Origin of the sequence: Microbacterium sp. K36, assembly GCF_004794355.1 — a bacterium.
Classification (GTDB): domain Bacteria; phylum Actinomycetota; class Actinomycetes; order Actinomycetales; family Microbacteriaceae; genus Microbacterium; species Microbacterium paraoxydans_D.
On record NZ_SSDN01000078.1, the window covers coordinates 34,104 to 52,823 of the forward strand.

The 18,720-nt window shown below is 72.8% G+C and carries 15 protein-coding genes; 8 read left to right on the forward strand and 7 right to left on the reverse strand.

The genetic code is table 11. The features are described from left to right. The first annotated feature begins 62 nt into the window (after positions 1-62). Positions 63-2,189, forward strand: coding sequence for a RecQ family ATP-dependent DNA helicase (locus DW296_RS09230; protein WP_136051984.1), 2,127 nt, complete (start codon positions 63-65; stop codon positions 2,187-2,189). A gap of 9 nt (positions 2,190-2,198) precedes the next feature. Here DW296_RS09230 and DW296_RS09235 read toward each other — a convergent pair whose 3' ends face one another. Next, complete coding sequence (locus DW296_RS09235; RefSeq protein ID WP_136051985.1) at positions 2,199-2,966, reverse strand: IclR family transcriptional regulator; 768 nt, start codon at positions 2,964-2,966, stop codon at positions 2,199-2,201. 148 nt (positions 2,967-3,114) lie between these two features. On the opposite strand from DW296_RS09235, the gene dhaK reads away from it, so the two are divergent. The 7 genes from dhaK to DW296_RS09270 all read left to right on the forward strand — a co-directional run bounded on the left by dhaK (position 3,115) and on the right by DW296_RS09270 (position 11,231). Beyond that, positions 3,115-4,107, forward strand: a complete 993-nt coding sequence (gene dhaK / locus DW296_RS09240; protein WP_071327402.1) for a dihydroxyacetone kinase subunit DhaK — start codon at positions 3,115-3,117, stop codon at positions 4,105-4,107. Continuing rightward, a complete protein-coding gene (dhaL, locus tag DW296_RS09245) occupies positions 4,107-4,748 on the forward strand; it encodes a dihydroxyacetone kinase subunit DhaL (protein WP_136051996.1) in 642 nt (213 codons plus the stop codon). The genes dhaK and dhaL overlap by 1 nt, the downstream gene beginning before the upstream one ends. Continuing rightward, positions 4,745-7,291 (forward strand): phosphoenolpyruvate--protein phosphotransferase, encoded by a 2,547-nt coding sequence (gene ptsP / locus DW296_RS09250; RefSeq protein WP_136051986.1) that lies wholly within the window; start codon positions 4,745-4,747, stop codon positions 7,289-7,291. The genes dhaL and ptsP overlap by 4 nt, the downstream gene beginning before the upstream one ends. A 77-nt stretch (positions 7,292-7,368) precedes the next feature. Continuing rightward, complete coding sequence (locus DW296_RS09255) at positions 7,369-8,676, forward strand: sensor domain-containing protein (RefSeq protein WP_136051987.1); 1,308 nt, start codon at positions 7,369-7,371, stop codon at positions 8,674-8,676. A gap of 107 nt (positions 8,677-8,783) precedes the next feature. Further along, positions 8,784-9,209, forward strand: coding sequence for a hydroxyphenylacetyl-CoA thioesterase PaaI (paaI, locus tag DW296_RS09260; protein WP_136051988.1), 426 nt, complete (start codon positions 8,784-8,786; stop codon positions 9,207-9,209). Between the two features lie 33 nt (positions 9,210-9,242). Continuing rightward, positions 9,243-10,559: a phenylacetate--CoA ligase PaaK gene (gene paaK / locus DW296_RS09265; protein ID WP_136051997.1), complete on the forward strand. Its 1,317-nt coding sequence runs from the start codon at positions 9,243-9,245 to the stop codon at positions 10,557-10,559. 63 nt (positions 10,560-10,622) lie between these two features. Further along, positions 10,623-11,231, forward strand: a complete 609-nt coding sequence (locus DW296_RS09270; RefSeq protein WP_136051989.1) for a TetR/AcrR family transcriptional regulator — start codon at positions 10,623-10,625, stop codon at positions 11,229-11,231. A gap of 112 nt (positions 11,232-11,343) precedes the next feature. Here DW296_RS09270 and paaZ read toward each other — a convergent pair whose 3' ends face one another. The 6 genes from paaZ to DW296_RS09300 all read right to left on the reverse strand — a co-directional run. Then, a complete protein-coding gene (gene paaZ, locus DW296_RS09275) occupies positions 11,344-13,428 on the reverse strand; it encodes a phenylacetic acid degradation bifunctional protein PaaZ (RefSeq protein WP_136051990.1) in 2,085 nt (694 codons plus the stop codon). Between the two features lie 14 nt (positions 13,429-13,442). Beyond that, a complete protein-coding gene (locus tag DW296_RS09280) occupies positions 13,443-14,318 on the reverse strand; it encodes a 3-hydroxyacyl-CoA dehydrogenase family protein (protein WP_136051991.1) in 876 nt (291 codons plus the stop codon). Continuing rightward, the gene (locus tag DW296_RS09285) at positions 14,315-15,061 is read right to left on the reverse strand and encodes an enoyl-CoA hydratase/isomerase family protein (protein ID WP_205807919.1); all 747 of its coding nucleotides are present in this window, start codon (positions 15,059-15,061) and stop codon (positions 14,315-14,317) included. Before DW296_RS09285 ends, DW296_RS09280 begins: the two co-directional genes overlap by 4 nt. Further along, the gene (locus DW296_RS09290) at positions 15,058-16,248 is read right to left on the reverse strand and encodes a thiolase family protein (protein ID WP_136051992.1); all 1,191 of its coding nucleotides are present in this window, start codon (positions 16,246-16,248) and stop codon (positions 15,058-15,060) included. Before DW296_RS09290 ends, DW296_RS09285 begins: the two co-directional genes overlap by 4 nt. Before the next feature lie 119 nt (positions 16,249-16,367). After that, a complete protein-coding gene (locus DW296_RS09295; RefSeq protein WP_136051993.1) occupies positions 16,368-17,687 on the reverse strand; it encodes an MFS transporter in 1,320 nt (439 codons plus the stop codon). Between the two features lie 134 nt (positions 17,688-17,821). Beyond that, the coding region (locus DW296_RS09300; RefSeq protein ID WP_136051994.1) for a dihydrolipoamide acetyltransferase family protein at positions 17,822-18,720 on the reverse strand (899 nt) is incomplete at its 5' end.

The window sequence follows — 18,720 nt, forward strand, 5'->3', positions numbered from 1 at the left end:
TCATCCACCGAGACCGGGCGGCGGTCGGAGTCCTGTCGGAGGTCTGCGGCAGAGTGGAGGGCATGACCTCCCCGACCGCCGTGCCCCTCCGCGAGGCCGCCCGCGCCGCCCTCGGCGAACTCGTCGGCCGTCCCGACGTCGACTTCCATGACGGCCAGTTCGAGGCGATCGAGGCGCTGGTGGAGGGGCGTCGCCGCGCGCTCGTGGTGCAGCGCACGGGGTGGGGGAAGTCGGCGGTGTACTTCGTCGCGACCCTGCTCCGCCGTCGGCAGGGGGCCGGCCCCACCGTGCTCGTCTCTCCGCTCCTGGCGCTCATGCGCGACCAGATCGCCGCAGCGGAGCGGGCGGGCGTGCGCGCCGTGGCGATCAACTCGACCAACGCCCACGAGTGGGCGGAGGTGCAGGAGAGGCTCGCCGGAGACGACGTGGACGTGCTGCTCGTCTCGCCGGAGCGGTTGAACAACCCGGCCTTCCGCGAGGAGCAGCTGCCCGCGCTGGTGGCGCGGCTCGGCATGCTCGTCGTCGACGAGGCGCACTGCATCAGCGACTGGGGGCACGACTTCCGTCCGGACTACCGCCGACTGCGCGACCTCATCGCGCAGATGCCCGCCGATGTGCCGGTGCTGGCGACGACCGCGACGGCGAACTCCCGCGTGGTGGCGGACGTGGCCGAGCAGCTCGGGGCGCTGCCTGGTGGCGCGGGGGCAGCGGAGGCGGTGCCCGTGCTCACGATCCGCGGGCCGCTCGCCCGCACCTCGCTGCGGCTCGGCGTGCTCCGCCTCAAGGACTCGGCGAGCCGCCTGGCCTGGCTGCTCAGCCACCTCGACGACCTCCCCGGCAGCGGGATCATCTACACGCTGACCGTGGCGGCGGCGGTCGACACCGCGCGGTTCCTGCGTGATCACGGCCACGACGTGCGCGCCTACACGGGGCAGACCGACCCCGAGGAGCGTGCGGAGTCGGAGGGCATGCTCAAGCGCAACGAGGTGAAGGCGCTCGTGGCCACCAGCGCCCTCGGCATGGGGTTCGACAAGCCGGACCTCGGATTCGTCGTACACCTCGGAGCCCCGTCCTCGCCCGTGGCGTACTACCAGCAGGTGGGACGAGCGGGGCGTGCCAGCGAGAGCGCCGACGTGCTCCTGCTCCCCGGTGTCGAAGACCGCGAGATCTGGCACTACTTCGCGACCGCGTCGATGCCCGATCGGGAGCGCGCGGAGCGGGTGATCGCCGCGCTCGGCGACAGCCCGATCTCGACGCCGGCGCTGGAGGCCCTCGTCGACATCCGCCGCACGCCCCTCGAGCTGCTGCTGAAGGTGCTCGACGTGGACGGTGCCGTGCGTCGCGTGCAGGGCGGCTGGATCGCGACGGGACACCCCTGGACGTACGACGCCGAACGCTACGAGCGCATCGCCGCCGAGCGGGTCGCGGAGCAGGAGCACATGCTCGAATACGAGCGCACGGACGGCTGTCGGATGGCCTTCCTGCAGCGGGCTCTCGACGACGACACCGCGGCCCCCTGCGGCCGGTGCGACAACTGCGCGGGCGTGTGGTTCCCGGCGGAGGTCGCGCAGACGGCGAGCGCGCAGGCGGCGGCCTCCCTCGACCGGGTCGGCGTGCCGGTCGAGCCGCGTCGCGCGTGGCCGACCGGGGCCGACCGCCTCGATGTGCCGGTGCGCGGCCGCATCCCCGCAGGAGAGCAGGCCGATGAGGGGCGTGCCCTCGCCCGGCTGACCGACCTCGGCTGGGGCGGCACGCTGCGCGAGATCTTCGCGGCAGGTGCCCCGGACGCCCCGATCAGCCCGGCGCTGCTGCAGGCGTGCGTGCGCGTGCTCGCGGGGTGGGGCTGGGCGGAGCGGCCGGTGGCCGTGATCGCGATGCCGTCGCGGTCGCATCCGCAGCTCGTCGACTCCCTCGCCCGCGGGCTGTCCGAGATCGGGCGGCTGCCGTACCTCGGCGCGCTGGAGTGGCGGGGCGGAGGGCCTTCGGGGCAGGCGGGTGGGAACAGCGTGTTCCGGCTCGCGGGGGTGTGGGACCGGTTCGACGCGGCGCGTCTCGAGGTCCCCGCCGGTCCGGTGCTGCTCGTCGACGACCTCATCGACAGTCGCTGGACCCTGACGGTCGCGGCGCGCGCGGTGCGGAAGGCCGGGGCCACGGCCGTGCTGCCGTTCGCGCTCGGCCTGCGCGGCTGACCGCCGCCGTCAGTCCTCGGCGGGGGCCACGGGCGGTGGCCAGGACGTCGCGCCGAGTTCGCGGGAGATGTTCCGTGCCGTCTCGCGGAGCGCGTGCACGACGGCGTCGGATGCCGGTGCCTCCGCGGTCGGCAGCACCACGGCCACCGCGGCGACGATCGTGTTCGAGGCGTCGGCGATCGGCGCCGCGAGGGACGACTCGCCGAGGACGGCCTCATCGCTCTCCGCCGCCGTCCCGCGTTCCGTGATCCCCGGCAGCTCGAGGGTCAGTCGCGCCACGTCGGTGACCGTGTCGCCGGTGAGGCTGCGCAGGGGCTCGGCGAACACGCTCTGCTGGAAGCCCTGGTCGTACGCGAGGAGCACCTTCCCCATCGCGGAGGCGTGTGCGGGGACCGCCATCCCCGTCTCCAGCATCTGCGGGCTGTCGTCGGGGCGGAGGTTGTGGTGGATCACGAGGACGTCCGTGAGGTGCGGGGCGCCCAGACGCACGGACAGCTCCGTCCGCCGCGCCAGGTCCTGCGTCCAGCGCATCGCCCGTGCCCGCACGTCCAGGGTGTCGAGGTACACGTTGCTCAGTCGCAGCAGCGTGGGGCCGAGCATGTACCGCTGTCCGCCGCGCTCCTTCGCGACGAGGCCGTGCGCGCGCAACGACTTCACCAAACCGTGCACGGTCGACGGCGGCAGGCTCAGGGCCGCGGAGAGGTCCGTGATGCCGAGGTGGCGGGCGCCCTGGAGCAGGTCGAGGATCTTCGCCGCGCGGTCGATCGCCTGGATCATGCGCGTCCTCCTTCCGGTCGTCGTCGAGCCGGGTCTCCGGTCGCCGGATCGATCTTGACAACCCGGCAGGCTCCGAGCATATTCGACATTGACGAATCCCTTTCGGATTTTCGCTCGAGACTCACGCCGCATCAAAGGAGATCGCAGGATGAAGAAGCTCATCAACGCCCCGGAGGACGTCCTCGTCGAGTCCCTGAAGGGCGTCGCCGCCGCGCACCCCGAACTCTCCGTCGACCTGGAGAACCACGTCATCACCCGGGCGACACCGAAGGAACAGGGCAAGGTGGCCGTCGTCTCCGGAGGGGGATCCGGCCACGAGCCGCTGCACGGCGGCTACGTCGGCACCGGCATGCTCGACGCGGCCGTCGCCGGCGAGGTCTTCACCTCGCCCACCCCCGACCGTGTTCAGGTCGCCACCCAGGCGGTCGACCGCGGGGCCGGCGTGCTGCACATCGTCAAGAACTACACCGGCGATGTGCTGAACTTCGAGATGGCCGCCGAGCTCGCCGCCATGGAAGGGATCGAGGTCGGCACGGTCGTCGTGGACGACGACGTGGCCGTGCAGGACTCGCTCTACACCGCGGGGCGCCGAGGCGTCGGCCTCACCGTCCTGCTGGAGAAGCTCGTGGGGGCGGCCGCGGAGGAGGGCCGCGACCTCGCGGCCGTGGTCGACCTCGCGAAGCGCATCAACGGTCAGGGACGCTCGATGGGCATGGCCCTCACCAGCTGCACGGTCCCCGCGGCGGGCAAGCCCACCTTCGACCTCCCCGACGACCAGATGGAGATCGGCATCGGCATCCACGGCGAGCCGGGACGCCACCGTGAGCCGCTCGCCCCCGCGTCGGAGATCGCGCGGCAGCTCGTCGAGCCGATCCTGGGCGACCTCGACGCCACCGGGCCCGCGATCGTGATGCTCAACGGCATGGGAGCCACGCCCCTGATCGAGCTCTACCTCATGTACGGCGAGGTCGCGTCGATCCTGGAGAAGTCCGGCGTGCAGATCGCGCGCAACCTGGTCGGCAACTACATCACCTCCCTCGACATGGCCGGGTGCTCCGTCACGGTGCTGAAGGCCGACGACGAGCTGCTGCGCCTGTGGGACGCACCGGTGAACACCCCCGGCCTGCGGTGGGGCGCGTGATGGCGGCCGTCGGCACCGACGTCCTCGTCGACTGGATCTCCCGCTACCGGGAAGTCGTCACCGCGCAGCGGGACTGGCTCACGGAACTGGACTCCGCGATCGGGGACGCCGATCACGGTGCGAACATGGCGCGCGGCTTCACGGCGGTCGGGGAGAAGCTCGCGGCGACGACACCCGCGACGATCGACGAGCTGCTCAAGTCCGTCGGCATGGCCTTGGTGAGCTCGGTGGGCGGCGCGAGCGGCCCCCTCTACGGCACGTTCTTCCTGCGCATGGGGATGTCCGCCGGTGCGGTGACGTCGCTCGACGGACCGGCGCTCGCCGCCGCGCTCCGGGCGGGGCTGGAGGGCATCGTCGCGCGGGGCAAGCCCGAGGCGGGCGACAAGACCATGTTCGACGCCATGGCGCCCGCGGTGGACGCCTTCGACGCCGCGCTCGCCGGAGGAGCCGACACCGCGGCCGCCGCCAGGGCGGCGGCGGCTGCCGCGGCCGCCGGCCGCGACGCCACGGAACCTCTCGTCGCCCGGAAGGGCAGAGCGAGCTACCTCGGTGAACGCAGCGCCGGCCACCTCGACCCCGGTGCCGCCTCGACCGCGCTCCTGTTCGAGGCGCTCGCGGCGGCCCTCGCGGACGCCGGATGATCGGGATCGTCGCCGTCTCCCACAGCGCGCGGCTCGGGGAGGCGGCGCTCGAACTCGCCCTGCAGATGGTGCCGGGCGGCGGCGTGCCGGTGCGTGTGGCGGCCGGGGCGGGCGTGGACGCCGACGGCGCGCCCATTCTCGGGACGGATGCCGTCGCCGTGTCCGCGGCGATCGACGAGCTCGCCGCCGAGGTCGACGGCGTGCTCGTGCTGATGGACCTCGGGTCGGCCGTGCTGAGCGCCGAGCTCGCGCTGGAGCTGCGCAGCAGCGACGTGCCGGTGCGGCTCGCTCCGGCGCCGTTCGTCGAGGGGCTCCTCGCCGCGGTCGTGGCCGCGGCGGCAGGGGCCGACCTCGATGCCGTCGCCGGTGAAGCCGCGTCGGCCCTCGCCGCGAAGACCGGTCAGCTCGGCCCGACGGACGATGCGACCGCAGAAGACACCGAGCGGTCGCCCGCGGAGCCCGCTCCTGACGGGTCGGAGCCGGCCGGGGAGACCGTGTCGCGCCGTGTGCGGGTACGCAACCCTCTCGGCATCCATGCCCGACCCGCTGCGCTCATCGCGGAATCGGCGGCGGGCGCGGACGTCCGTCTGCGGCGACTGCCGGACGGCCCGGAAGCCGCGGCCGGGAGCCTGACCCGGTTGCTGGCACTCGGCGCGCGGCAGGGGACCGAGATCGAGCTCACCGGTCGAGGAGCGGATGCCGAGGCGGCGGTCGATCGCCTGGCCTCGCTCTTCGAGGGAGGGTTCGGCGAGGGCGTCGAGACGGACGAGGGCGCCGCCGGGACCCCCGGAACCGCACCCGCGCCCGCGCGCGCCACCGCCGGGGACGATCAGGCGGGAGCCCGGGCCGACCGCGAGTCGGCGCCGACGCCGGAGATCGTATCCGGATCCGTGCTGCAGGGCCGCGGCGTCAGCCCCGGACGTGTGGCCGCGAGGGCGGTGTCCCTCGCACCGGCACTCCCGGAACCCGATGCCGATGCCGTCGTCTCGCCGGAGGGCCGGGAGGCCGAGGTCTCCACGATCGAGTGGGCGGCGGTCGCCGTCGCCGATCAGCTGCGTTCGCGCGCCGAACGAGCGCGCGGAGAGGCACGGGCGATCCTGGACGCGTCCCGGCTCCTGGCCTCCGATCCGGAGCTCGTCGCCGAAGCCACCGCCCTCGTGCGCGCACAGGGGCGGACGGCGGCACGGGCGGTCTGGGAGACGTCCGCGGCGCACGAGGCGGCGCTCGCGGCGCTCGGTGGGAGGATGGCGGAACGCGCCGCCGACATCCGTGACGTGCGTGATCGCATGATCGCCGAGATCCTCCGGGTGGACATGCCGGGGGTCCCCGAACGAGACGAGCCGTTCACGCTCGTCGCGACCGACCTCGCCCCCGCCGACACGGCTGCGCTGGACGGCGGGAACTGCGTCGCACTCGTGACCGCAGACGGCGGGCCGACGTCGCACACGGCGATCATCGCGCGGGCGCTGGGACTTCCTGCCGTGGTCGGGGTGCCAGGGGCGACCGGCATCCCCGAGGGTGCCATGCTCCTCGTCGACGGGGATCGGGGCACGATCCACGTCGACCCGGACGAGGCGGAGATCGCCGAGGCGCGGGCCGCGGTCGTGGTGACCTTCGACGGACGGGGCCGTCTTGCGGACGGGACCCGCGTGCCCCTCCTGGCCAATGTCGGAGGAGCGTCGGATGCCGGGAGCGCGGCCGCGGCGCACGCCGAGGGGGTCGGGCTCTTCCGCACCGAGTTCTGCTTCCTCGACCGGACAGCGGCGCCGAGCATCGAGGAGCAGGTCGAGGCGTACCGCGGGGTGCTGCGTGCGTTCCCCGGGCGGAAGGTCGTCGTGCGCACCCTGGATGCGGGGAGTGACAAGCCGCTGCCGTTCGCGAACGACGACGACGAGGAGAACCCCGCGCTCGGCGTGCGGGGTCTGCGCCTCTCCCGACGACGTCCCGCCCTCCTCGACGACCAGCTCCGGGCGCTGGCCAGGGCCGCCGATGCGGAATCCGCCGAAGTGGAGGTCATGGCCCCGATGGTCGCCACGGTCGACGAGGCCGCGGACTTCGCGGCGCGGTGCCGTGCCGCGGGCCTGGACAGAGCGGGGATCATGATCGAGACCCCGGCGGCGGCGCTGCTGGCCGCCGAGCTGTTCGAGGTCGTGGACTTCGTGAGCCTCGGGACCAACGATCTCGCGCAGTACACCCTGGCCGCGGACCGGCTGTCCAGTGCGCTCGCCGATCTCAACGATCCCTGGCAGCCGGCGGTGCTGCGGCTGATCGGGACGGTCGGCGCCGCGGGACGGGCGGCGGGAAAGCCGGTCGGGATCTGCGGGGAGGCGGCCGGGGACCCGGCACTCGCCCCCGTGCTCGTCGGGCTCGGCGCGACCTCGCTGTCGATGACGCCCCGTGCGCTCGGGCGGGTGGCGGCCGCACTCGACGCGGCGGACCCGGACGAGTGCCGTCGGGCGGCCGAAGATGCGAGCGGCGCGGCGACCGCCGCGGAGGCGCGGAGCGCAGCAGCTCTCGTGCTCGGCGGAGGCCAGACCGGCTGAGTCGAACCGCCTTCCGACCGCTACTCTTCCCTCAGGGGGCGCCGTGTTCACGGCGCATATGATCATGCGGAGGGTTCATGTCGGCGACGGTGCGCGGCGGGCGGAAGATACGAGGAGCGGCGCTCCTCTCGGCGGTGGTGGCGGGAGTGCTGGCGGTGCTCCCGGGGTGCGCGGCGACGCCGGAGGCGACACCCACGGCGACCGCATCACGGGCGCCGGAGACTCCGACCCCCACTCCCGATCCCTATGCCGGGCCCCTCCTCTTCGTCGGCTACGAGCTCGACGCGTTCGCGCTCACGCCGGAGGAGGTCGCACAGCTGTTCCCGTCCGCTCCGCCCGCAGCCGTGGTCGACGACACGCTGCTGCAGTACTCGGACGGCGGGGGGCCCGAGTTCAGCCCCGCGGTCTGCCTGCTGCTGATCGTCGAGACGTCGATGCGCAGCATCGGGGCGCGCACGGTGCCCTGGGTGGACGAGGACGACACCGGGAACAGCGGCAAGCAGGAGATCCTCCAGTTCGCGTCGGAAGAGGTCGCCGCGGCACGGATGGACGACCTCCTCTCCACGGTCGAGCGGTGTGCGCAGTTCGACGCACAGGGTGCGGGCACCTTCGCGGCGGTCGCTGCGCCGGAGACCGACGGGGTGCGCGCGTTCGGCGGCACCCTGGACATGGGGTCAGGGGACGGCGCCTGGCGGGCGCATCACGCGTTCGCCGCCGTGGGAAACGTCATCGTGCACGTGTGGCAGCCCGCTCTCGACGGCTCGGAGTTCGACGCGGAGCGCGCGGCGCTGCTCGTGCGCGACCGCGCCCGCGAAGCGAAGTCCGCACTCGTCGAGAAGCTGACGGAGAGCCCGCCTGCGCCCGAGACTCCGGAAGCCGCGGATCCCGGCGCCCCCTGGAGCGAATGGGAGATGACGGCGACGGGCGTCGGACCGCTCGAGCTCGGGATGCCCCGCGAGGATGCGCTGGCGGCGATCCCGGGGGCGACCGCCCAGGCGACCGGTGGCACGCACACGCTCGTGCGCCTCGTGAGTGCCGACGATACGAGCACGCTCCTGCTGCATTTCACGGACGACGGCACGACCCTCGCAGCGGTCACCGCCGGGATCGCGAACGTGCAGGGTGACCTGGAGCCCGACGGCGCGGTCCTTCCCGCCACGGGCGGGGTCCGCATCGGTGCCCCGCTGTCGGACGCCGTCGCCGCCTTCCCGGAGGGCACGTTCCTCCGCGTCGTCTCCTCCGCAGAGTTCTTCTACGTGTGGTCGACGAGGGAAGGCGGCACGATCCGGTTCCGGGCGGACCGCGACTACACGGACCCTGCTGCCCTGATCACGGGCGTGACGGTGGAGGACGCGTCGCTCTGGCCGCCGCTCGACTTCGAGTGACGGCACGGCATGATCCGCCGACCTCCTTGCGTTACTGACCGATCGTTCAGTTAGTATGGGCGGACGGGACGCGGTCGTCCCGTCCCAGCGCGACGAGGAGGTCGGCGATGACGGAGGCGACGGATACGGCGGAGGCCGTGCGGCCGAACCGGGCCATGATGGAACGCGATCGGGCCTCGGCGATGCTCGGGCTCGTGGTCGAACGCGATGACCCGGGGCACGCGGTCGTGTCCATGCGCGTCCGTGACGACATGACCAACGGCTTCCAGATCACCCACGGCGGGCTCGTGTTCGCGCTCGCCGACACCGCCTTCGCGATCGCCTGCAACGAGGACGACCGGGTGACCGTCGCCGCCGGCGCCGACATCTCGTTCCTCAAGTCCACCGTCGTGGGGCAGACGCTCACCGCGACGGCTGTCCGCCGCACCCGCAGCGGTCGCTCCGGCCTCTACGACGTGACGGTCGTGGATGAGCAGGGCGACGCGGTCGCCGAGTTCCGCGGCCGCTCCCGCACCACCTCCCGCACCTTCTGACCCCACCCGTTCCGAGGAGTCCCCGTGTCGACGATGACCGCCCCCGCCTCCGCCCTCCGCCCGCCGATGACCGACGAGCTCGACCCCGAGGAGCGGATGAGCCGCGCCGAGATCGAGCGCCTGCAGCTCGAGCGCCTCCGGTGGACCGTGCAGCACGCCTATCGCAACGTGCCGCTCTACACGCGGAAGTTCGACGAGGCGGGCGTGCATCCCGACGACATCCGCACGCTCGACGACGTGCACCGGCTGCCCTTCACCACCAAGGACGACCTGCGCGAGACGTACCCGTTCGGGATGTTCGCGGTGCCGATGGCCGATGTCGCCCGCATCCACGCGTCCAGCGGCACCACCGGGCGCCCGACCGTCGTCGGCTACACGCGCGGCGACCTCGATCGCTGGGGGACGCTGGTGGCCCGGTCGCTCCGCGCCAGCGGAATCCGGCGCGGCATGAAGGTGCATAACGCCTACGGGTACGGCCTGTTCACGGGCGGGCTCGGAGCGCACGCCGGCATCGAGGCGCTGGGCGCCACGGTGATCCCGATGTCGGGCGGACAGACCGCCCGACAGGTGCAGCTCATCCGCGACTTCGAGCCGGACGCGATCCTGTGCACCCCGAGCTACCTCCTCACGATCGCCGACGCGATGGCCGCGCAGGGCATCGACCCGCGGTCCACCTCGCTCAAGGTCGCGGTGCTCGGCGCGGAGCCCTGGACCAACGAGATGCGGCACGAGCTGGAGCAGCGGCTCGGCATCGACGCCCTCGACATCTTCGGGCTCAGCGAGGTCATGGGGCCTGGCGTCGGCAATGAGTGCCTCGAGACCAAGGACGGCCCGCACCTGTGGGAGGACCACTTCCTGCCGGAGGTGATCGACGGCGACACCCTGCAGGCGCTGCCGGACGGCGAACGGGGCGAGCTCGTCTTCACCTCGCTCACCAAGGAGGCGTTCCCCGTCATCCGGTACCGCACGCGCGACATCACCCGCCTGCTCCCCGGCACGGCGCGTCCGGGTATGCGGCGGATGGAGAAGGTCACCGGGCGCAACGACGACATGATCATCCTGCGCGGCGTCAACCTCTTCCCGACGCAGATCGAGGAGCTGGTGCTCGGGATCGAGCAGCTCACGCCGCACTTCATCCTGGAGCTGACGAAGGAGGGCCGGATGGACGCCCTCACCGTGCGCATCGAGCGTCACCCCGACCTGTCCGTGGAGACGTGCGAGGCGGCGGCGCAGGTGCTCGTGCAGCGCATCAAGGTGTTCATCGGCTCGTCGGTCGCCGTGCGGCTGGAGGAGCCCGGGACGCTGCCGCGCAGCGAGGGCAAGTACAAGCGCGTCTACGACCTGCGCTGACACGCGGGGGTCTCGGCGTCGACCTCCGCGATGCGCGCGGCGGGCGGTGCGAGACTGAGGGGGATGTCCGAGATGCAGACCACGCGGCGCGGCCGCCCCGGGTACGACCAGCAGGGGATCCTCGCCGTCGCGGTGGCCGCCTTCAACGAGCACGGCTACGACGCGACCTCGATCGGGATGCTCGCCGAGCGCCTCGGGCTGTCGAAGTCGGCGATCTACCATCACTTCGGGTCGAAGGACGAGATGCTCGACCGGGCCCTCGACAGCGCTCTCGGCGGGCTGGAAGCCGTGGTCGACGCGCCCCTCCCGGTCGACGCGGGAGCGACCGACGCCGTCGCCCGGCTGGAACACGTGCTCCGCGGCGCCGTCCATGTGCTCGTCGACCAGCTCCCCGCCGTGACGCTGCTGCTGCGCGTGCGCGGGAACACCGACGTCGAGCGCCGCGCCCTCACCCGGCGGCGGGCGTTCGACCGCCGCATCACGGCCCTCGTCGCGGAGGCCCAAGCCGAGGGCGCCCTGCGCTCCGACATCGATGCGGCCGTCGTCGCCCGCCTGACGTTCGGCATGATCAACTCGATCGTCGAGTGGTACCGCCCCGGTGGTCGCGAGGGCGCCGACCGTCTCGCGGACGACGTCGTCGCGCTCGCCCTCGACGGCCTCCGCCACCCCTGACTCGCGAAACCCCTGACTCGCGAGACCCCGTCTTCGCGCCGAGGCCCCGCCATATCCGCGTGGGAAGGGCGGGGCCTCGACGAGAAGCCGGGGTCTCGGGGCCAGGCGGGAGCTACGCGGCGGGGGTGAGCTCCTTCGCGACGAGAGTCAGGACGTCGTAGGTCGCGACGAGCTCGTCGTCCTGGTTCTTCAGGACCGCGTCCCAGCGCACCTCGCCGTACTCGTCGGTCTCCCGCGGCGTGATCTGCTTGGCGGTGAGCTCGACGCGGATCTCGTCGCCGGGGGAGACCGGGGTCACGAAGCGCAGGTTCTCCAGCCCGGAGTTCGCGAGCACGGGCCCGGGAGCCGGGTCGACGAAGAGCCCCGCCGCCCACGACACGAGCAGGTAGCCGTGGGCCACGCGTCCGGGGAAGAAGGGGTTCGCCGCCGCCGACGCCTCGTCCATGTGCGCGTAGAACGTGTCGCCCGTGAACGCCGCGAACGTCTCGATATCGTCGAGGGTGACGGTGCGCGAGGGGCTGACGACCTGATCGCCGATGCGCAGCTCCGCCAGCGACTTGCGGAAGGGGTGCACGCCGTCGTCGGTGTCGAACGGACGGGCCGAGGCCCCCTGGTGCCAGACGCCGGTGAGCGCGGTCATCATCTCCGGGGAGCCCTGCACCGCGGTGCGCTGCATGTGGTGCAGCACCGCCCGGATGCCGCCGAGCTCCTCTCCGCCGCCGGCGCGACCGGGACCGCCGTGCACGAGGTTCGGGAGCGGGGAGCCGTGGCCGGTCGAGCTGCGGGCGTCGTCGCGGTCGAGGAAGAGCACGCGGCCGTTGTACGCCGCGATCCCCGCGGCGAGCGTGGTCGCGACCTCCGGGTCGTGCGTCGCGACACTCGTCACGAGCGAGCCGCCGCCGCGGGCCACGAGCTCCGCCGCCTCGTCCAGCGTGCGGTAGCCGAGGATGCTGGAGACGGGGCCGAACGCCTCGATCTCGTTCACGGCGGGGCTCGTCGCATCGGTGAAGCGCAGGAGCATCGGCGCCACGAACGCGCCGTCCTCCGCCGGGCCCTCGCTGCCGTCCGCACGGCGGACCGTCGGCGTCTCGGGGGAGCCGATCACGAGCTCGCCGCCGCCCTCGCGGAGTCGAGCCACCTGCCGGAGCACCTCGTCGCGCTGGGCCGTCGAGGCGAGCGGTCCCATCGTCACGCCCTCCGCGCGCGGGTCGCCCACGACGATCCGCGCGGCGAGCCGGTCGCGCACCGCGGCGATCACGTCGTCCACCGCGTCCTCGGGCACGATCGCCCGCCGGATCGCGGTGCACTTCTGCCCGGCCTTCGACGTCATCTCCGCGACGAGCTGCTTCACGTAGGCGTCGAACTCCGGCGTGCCGGATGCCGCGTCCGTGCCGAGCACCGAGGCGTTGATCGAGTCGGTCTCGCTGGTGAAGCGGACCCCTCCGGTCTGCACCGCGTCGTGCGCCCGCAGCCGCTCCGCCGTCGACGCCGAGCCGGTGAACGCGACGAGGTCGCCGAGGCGGAGGTGGTCGAAGAGGTCTGGCACGCTGCCGGACACGAGCTGCAGCGATCCCTCGGGCAGCAGTCCGGACTCGACCATCACGCGCACCATGGCCTCGGTGAGGTAGCCGGTGGGGGTGGCGGGCTTCACGACCGTGGGGACACCGGCGAGGAAAGCCGGCGCGAACTTCTCCAGCGAGCCCCATACGGGGAAGTTGAAGGCGTTGATCTGCACCGCCACGCCGGGCAGCCGGGTGTAGATGTGCCGACCGAGGAAGGAGCCGTCCCGCGACAGGTTCTCCACGGCGCCGTCGACGTAGACCTTCGCATTCGGCAGCTCGCGGCGGCCCTTGCTGGAGTACGCGAAGAGAACGCCGATGCCGCCGTCGATGTCGACCCAGGAGTCCTGCGCGGTGGCGCCGGTGCGGCTGGAGAGCGCGTACAGCTCCTCCTTGCGGGCGGTCAGCGCGAGCGCGAGCTGCTTGAGCAGCACGGCGCGCTGGTGGAACGTGAGCTCCCCGAGCGCGGCCTGGCCGGTGGTGCGGGCGAAGTCGAGCGCCGCACCGAGGTCGAGACCGGTGGTGGAGACGCGGGCGACCGTCTCTCCGGTCGAGGCGTCGCGCACCGCGGTGGCGTCCGCGTCGGAGGCGGGCGTCCACCAGGAGCCCTGCACGTAGCTGGGGAGGATCTCGGTCATGGGGGTTCCCTTCATCAGTCGTCCCATTCGTAGAAGCCGCGTCCGCTCTTGCGGCCGAGGTGCCCCTCCGCCACGAGGCGGCGCAGCAGGGCCGGGGGTTCGAAGCGCGAGCCGAGCTGTGCCGCGAGATACTCGGCGATGCCGAGCCGGACGTCCAGCCCGACGATGTCGGTGAGCCGGAGCGGTCCCACCGGGTGCTTGTAGCCCAAGGTCATGGCGGCGTCGATGTCGGCGGCGGAGGCGACGCCGTCCTCGAGCATCCGGATCGCCTCGAGGCCGAGGGTGACGCCCAGTCGTGACGACGCGAAACCCGGGGCGTCGGCGACGACGATGGGCGTCTTCCCCAGCGCGCGGACCCAGGAGGCCGCGTCCGCGACCAAAGTCTCCGCGGTCGCGCCGCCACGCACCACCTCCACGAGGGTCGAGGCGGGCACCGGGTTGAAGAAGTGCATCCCGAGGAACCGCTCGGGGCGGTCGAGCACCGCCGCGAGCTCGTCGATCGAGATGGACGAGGTGTTGGACGCGAGGGCCGCGTCCGGCGCAAGGTGGCGCTCGACGCGGGTGAGGGCGTCGATCTTGAGCGACAGCTCCTCTGGGACGGCCTCGACGACGAGGGTGCAGTCCGCGAACAGGGCGGCGTCGGTCCCGGTCGCGAACCGGGACCGGTAGGCCTCGGCCGTCTCGATCGCCGTGCCGCGGGAGAGCGAGGCGTCGATCGACCCGTGCACGCGGGCGGCGGCGGCTGCGGCGGCGTCCTCGTCCCGCTCCACCACGGTCACGGGGGCTCCGGCGAGGAGGAACGCGTGGGCGATGCCGGCGCCCATGCGTCCGCCGCCGAGCACGCCGACACGGGCCGGGGCTGCGGCTTCGGGGGAGGAGGGCGTGCTCATCGGTCTCTCCGTTCCAGGAAGGCGGTCATGCGACGGTGCTTCTCCGGGCTCTCGAACAGCGCGGCCTGTTCCTCGAGGTCGACAGCGGGGTGCTGGTCGCGCGGCGCCCGGAACACCCGCTTGGTCGCGATGGTCGCCGCGGGGTCGTTGCGGGCGATGCGGTCGGCGACCGCGTGGGCGGCGGCGAGGAGGTCTGCGGGTTCGTGCAGTGAGGAGACGAGACCGATGCGGAGGGCCTCCTCGGCGTGCACCGTGCGACCGGTCAGCAGCAGCTCGATGGCGCGGGCGTCGCCCACGATCTCCTTGAGACGCCAGCTCGCTCCGGCGGCGGCGAGGATGCCCAGGCCGGTCTCCGGGTTGCCGATCTTCAGTGTCGGCGTCGCGAGGCGGATGTCGGCGGCATACGCGAGTTCCGCGCCACCGCCGAGCGCGTAGCCGTCGATCGCGGCGATCACGGGCATCGGCAGCTCCGCGACGCGGACGAACGCGTGGGCGTTGATGCCGCGACGGGCGTCGTCGGCGCGGCGTTCGCGCAGCTCGGCGATGTCGGCGCCCGCCGCGAACACCCCGTCGGCGCCGGTGAGGATGAGCGTGCGCGGCGTCTCCTCCAGCTCGGCGCACAGCGCGTGCAGGGCGTCGATCGTGGCCTGGTCGATCGCGTTGCGCTTGTGCGGACGGTTCAGGGTCGCGACGACGCGGTCCGCGGTGCGGGTGACGAGCAGCGGCTCGTCCGCGCCGCTCACACCTTCTCCAGGATCACGGCCGCGCCCTGGCCGACGCCGACGCACATCGTGGCGAGGCCGTAGCGGGAGTCCTCGCGCTCCATGCGTCCCATCAGCGTCACGAGCAGGCGCGAGCCGGACGAGCCGAGCGGGTGGCCGAGAGCGATGGCGCCGCCGTCGGCGTTCACGCGGTCCTCGTCGAGGCCGAGCCGCCGGATGCAGGCGAGCGACTGCGAGGCGAACGCCTCGTTGAGCTCCACGGCGCCGATGTCGTCGAGGGAGAGCCCCGAACGGCGCAGCGCCTTCTCCGTCGCGGGGACCGGTCCGAGTCCCATGATCTCCGGAGCCAGCGCGGCGGAGGTGCCGACGACGATCCGGGCGCGGGGCGTCAGCCCGTGGCGCTCGACGGCTTCGGCGCTCGCCACGAGCACGGCCGAGGCGCCGTCGTTGAGGGCGCTGGAGTTGCCGGCCGTGACGACCTCTCCGCCGGCCACGACGGGACGGAGGCGCGCGAGCACCTCGAGGGTGGTCTCGGGGCGAGGGCCCTCGTCGACGAGCACCTCGCCGTCGCGGACCGGCACGCCGACGATCTCCGGGGCGAAGCGGCCGGCGGCGATCGCGGCGGCGGCGCGCTGCTGCGAGCGGACGGCGAAGGCGTCGGCCTCGGCGCGGGTGATGCCGTCGACGCGGGCGACCTCCTCCGCGGTCTCCGGCATCGTGAAGGTGGCCTTGTCCCGCGCGGCGAGGCGCGGGTTCGGGAAGCGCCAGCCGATCGAGGTGTCGAAGGCGGCTCCGGGCTTCGCCCACGCCTTCTCCGGCTTGGCCTGCACCCAGGGGGCGCGGGTCATGGACTCGACGCCGCCGGCGACGAGGAGATCGGCGTCGCCCGCGCGGATCGCCTGCGCCGCCATGGTGACGGCGGACATCCCGGAGGCGCACAGGCGGTTGACCGTGATGCCCGGCACGGTGTCGGGGAGGCCGGCGAGGAGCACGGCCATCCGGGCGACGTTCCGGTTGTCCTCTCCGGCCTGGTTGGCGGCGCCGAGGATGACCTCGTCCAGCTCCGTACGCGCCGGGTCGAGCCCGGCGCGGCGCACGGCCTCGCCGACGACGAGCGCCGCGAGGTCGTCGGGACGGACCGCGGAGAGGGCGCCGCCGTAACGGCCGACCGGGGTGCGGACCCCTCCGACGAGGTAGGCCTCTGGCATGCGGATCTCCTGACTTCGTCGTCCTGGTGTGGTCCGGGAGCGGCCGGCCGTGAATTACTGACCGATCGTAAGGTAATTATGGCACAGGCACACGGCCGGCCGCGATCCTGGACCAGGAGTCAGACGCTGAGATCCACGCCCTTCGTCTCCTTCACCAGCGAGACGCCGATGAGCGAGATGATCGAGGCGACGGCGATGTACACGCCGATCGTCCACGCGGCGTGGAACTGGTTCAGCAGCGCCTCCGCGATCATCGGTGCGAACGCGCCGCCGAGGATGGCCCCGAGGGCGTAGCCGATCGAGACGCCCGAGTAGCGCACGTTCGCGGGGAACATCTCGGCGTACAGCGCCGCCTGCGGGCCGTACGAGAGTCCGAGCGCGAACGTCATGACGAACAGGGCCACGAAGTACCAGACGATGTTCGCGGTGTCGATGAGGAACCACATCGGGATGGCCCACACCGCGAGGGCGACGTACCCGATCTGGAACGTGCGGATGCGGCCGAGGCGGTCGGACAGCGCGCCGCCCCACAGCGTGAAGATCAGCCAGCCGAACGAGGCGAGCGTGGTCGCCAGCAGCACCGGCGGGCGCTCCATGCCGAGAGCCGTGACGGCGTACGTCGCGAAGAACGCGATCAGCAGGTATCCGGCGGCGTTGTTGGCGATGAAGATGACAGCCGTGAGCACGACCTGCTTCGTGTGTGCCCGGAAGAGCTGCCCGAGCGGCGCCGAGGCCTCCTTGCGGCGGCGACGGAGGTCTTCGAACACGGGGCTCTCGTCGACCGCGCGACGGATCACGTAGCCGACCGCGATGAGCACGATCGAGAGCAGGAACGGGATGCGCCAGCCCCACTCGAGGAAAGCCTCGGGGGACATCGAGCTCGTGAGCGCCCAGAGGGTGAAGGTGGCGAGGATCATGCCGACCGGCACACCGATCTGCGGGAACGCGCCGAAGAGGCCGCGTCGCGCCGTCGGGGCGTGCTCGACGGCCATGAGCGCCGCGCCGCCCCATTCGCCGCCGGCCGAGAAGCCCTGCAGGATACGCAGGAGGATCAGGAGGATCGGGGCGGCGACGCCGATGGTGGCGTACGTCGGCAGCAGGCCGATGAGGGACGTGGACAGTCCCATCATCACGAGGGTGAAGACGAGCATCTTCTTCCGGCCGAGCTTGTCGCCGAGGTGTCCGGCGACGATCGCGCCGAGCGGGCGGAACAGGAACGAGATGCCGATGGTCGCGAACGAGAGCACCTGGGCGAGCCCGGGGCTCGACTCCGCGATGGGGGCGAGGAAGAGCGGGGCGAGCACGAGGCCCGCCGCCTGGGCGTAGATGAAGAAGTCGTACCATTCGATCGACGTCCCCACGAGGGTGCCGGCGAGGACGCGCCGCTCCTCGGCGGGCATCCTTCCGGTCGACGAGGCGGCTGTGGTGGCTGAGGTCATGCGAACTCCGTTGTTCTGCGAGGGGGAACGCCGAGGCGGGTACGTCGGCGATGACTTACCGAATGATCGGTCAGTAATCGCCGAGCGTAGCGTATCGGCGCTCCGCCCACGAGGGTTCGCCGGCCGGGTCGACCTCAGACCCGCCCGAAGGCGCGGAGCGGATGCTCGATGAGCTCCACCACGCGGCGGAGGAATCCGGCCGCATACCCGCCGTCGCAGACCCGGTGGTCGAACACGAGCGAGAGCTGGACGATGCGACGGGGCACGATCGCCCCGTCCACGACCCAGGGGCGCTCGATGATCCGGCCGATGCCGATGATCGCGACGTCGGGGTGGTTGATGATCGCCGCGGAGCCGTCGACGCCGAGCCCGCCGTAGTTGTTGAGGGTGAAGGTCGATCCGCGGAGCCGCTCGGGCGGCAGGGTGCCGGCGCGCGCGGTGGCCGCGAGCTCGCGCAGGGCGACGTCGAGGTCGGTGACCGTGAGCCGGTGCGCGTGCGGGACGACCGGGACGAGGAGGCCGCGTTCGGTGTCGGCCGCGACGCCGAGGTTCACGCCGTCGAACGAGATCAGCTCGGAGCCGTCCTCGCTGAGTCGGGAGGCGAGCACCGGGTAGTCCTCCAGTGCCAGCAGCACGAAGCGCGCGAGCAGCGCCGTGATCGACGGGGCCTTCGCGCCTTCGGGAGCCATCTGCCCGCGGAGGCCCCAGAGCTCGGTGGCGTCGACGTCGACCCACACGGTGGCCTCGGGGATCTCCGAGCGGCTGCGGGCGAGCCGGGCGCTCACGGTACGGCGCAGCGGGGACAGGCGCTCGCGGCTGCGGACCGGGAGGCCGTCGATCTCGCCGGTGGGAGCGGTCGCGGAGGTCGGCGCCGGGGCCGCGGCGACGCCGTCCACGGCGTGGTCCACGGCGGCGCGCAGCACGTCGGCGCGGGTGATCGCCCCGTCCGCTCCGGTGGGGGAGATCGCGTGCACGTCGAGGCCCAGGTCGCGGGCGAGGCGCCGCACGAGCGGCGACCGCACCGCGACCGGAG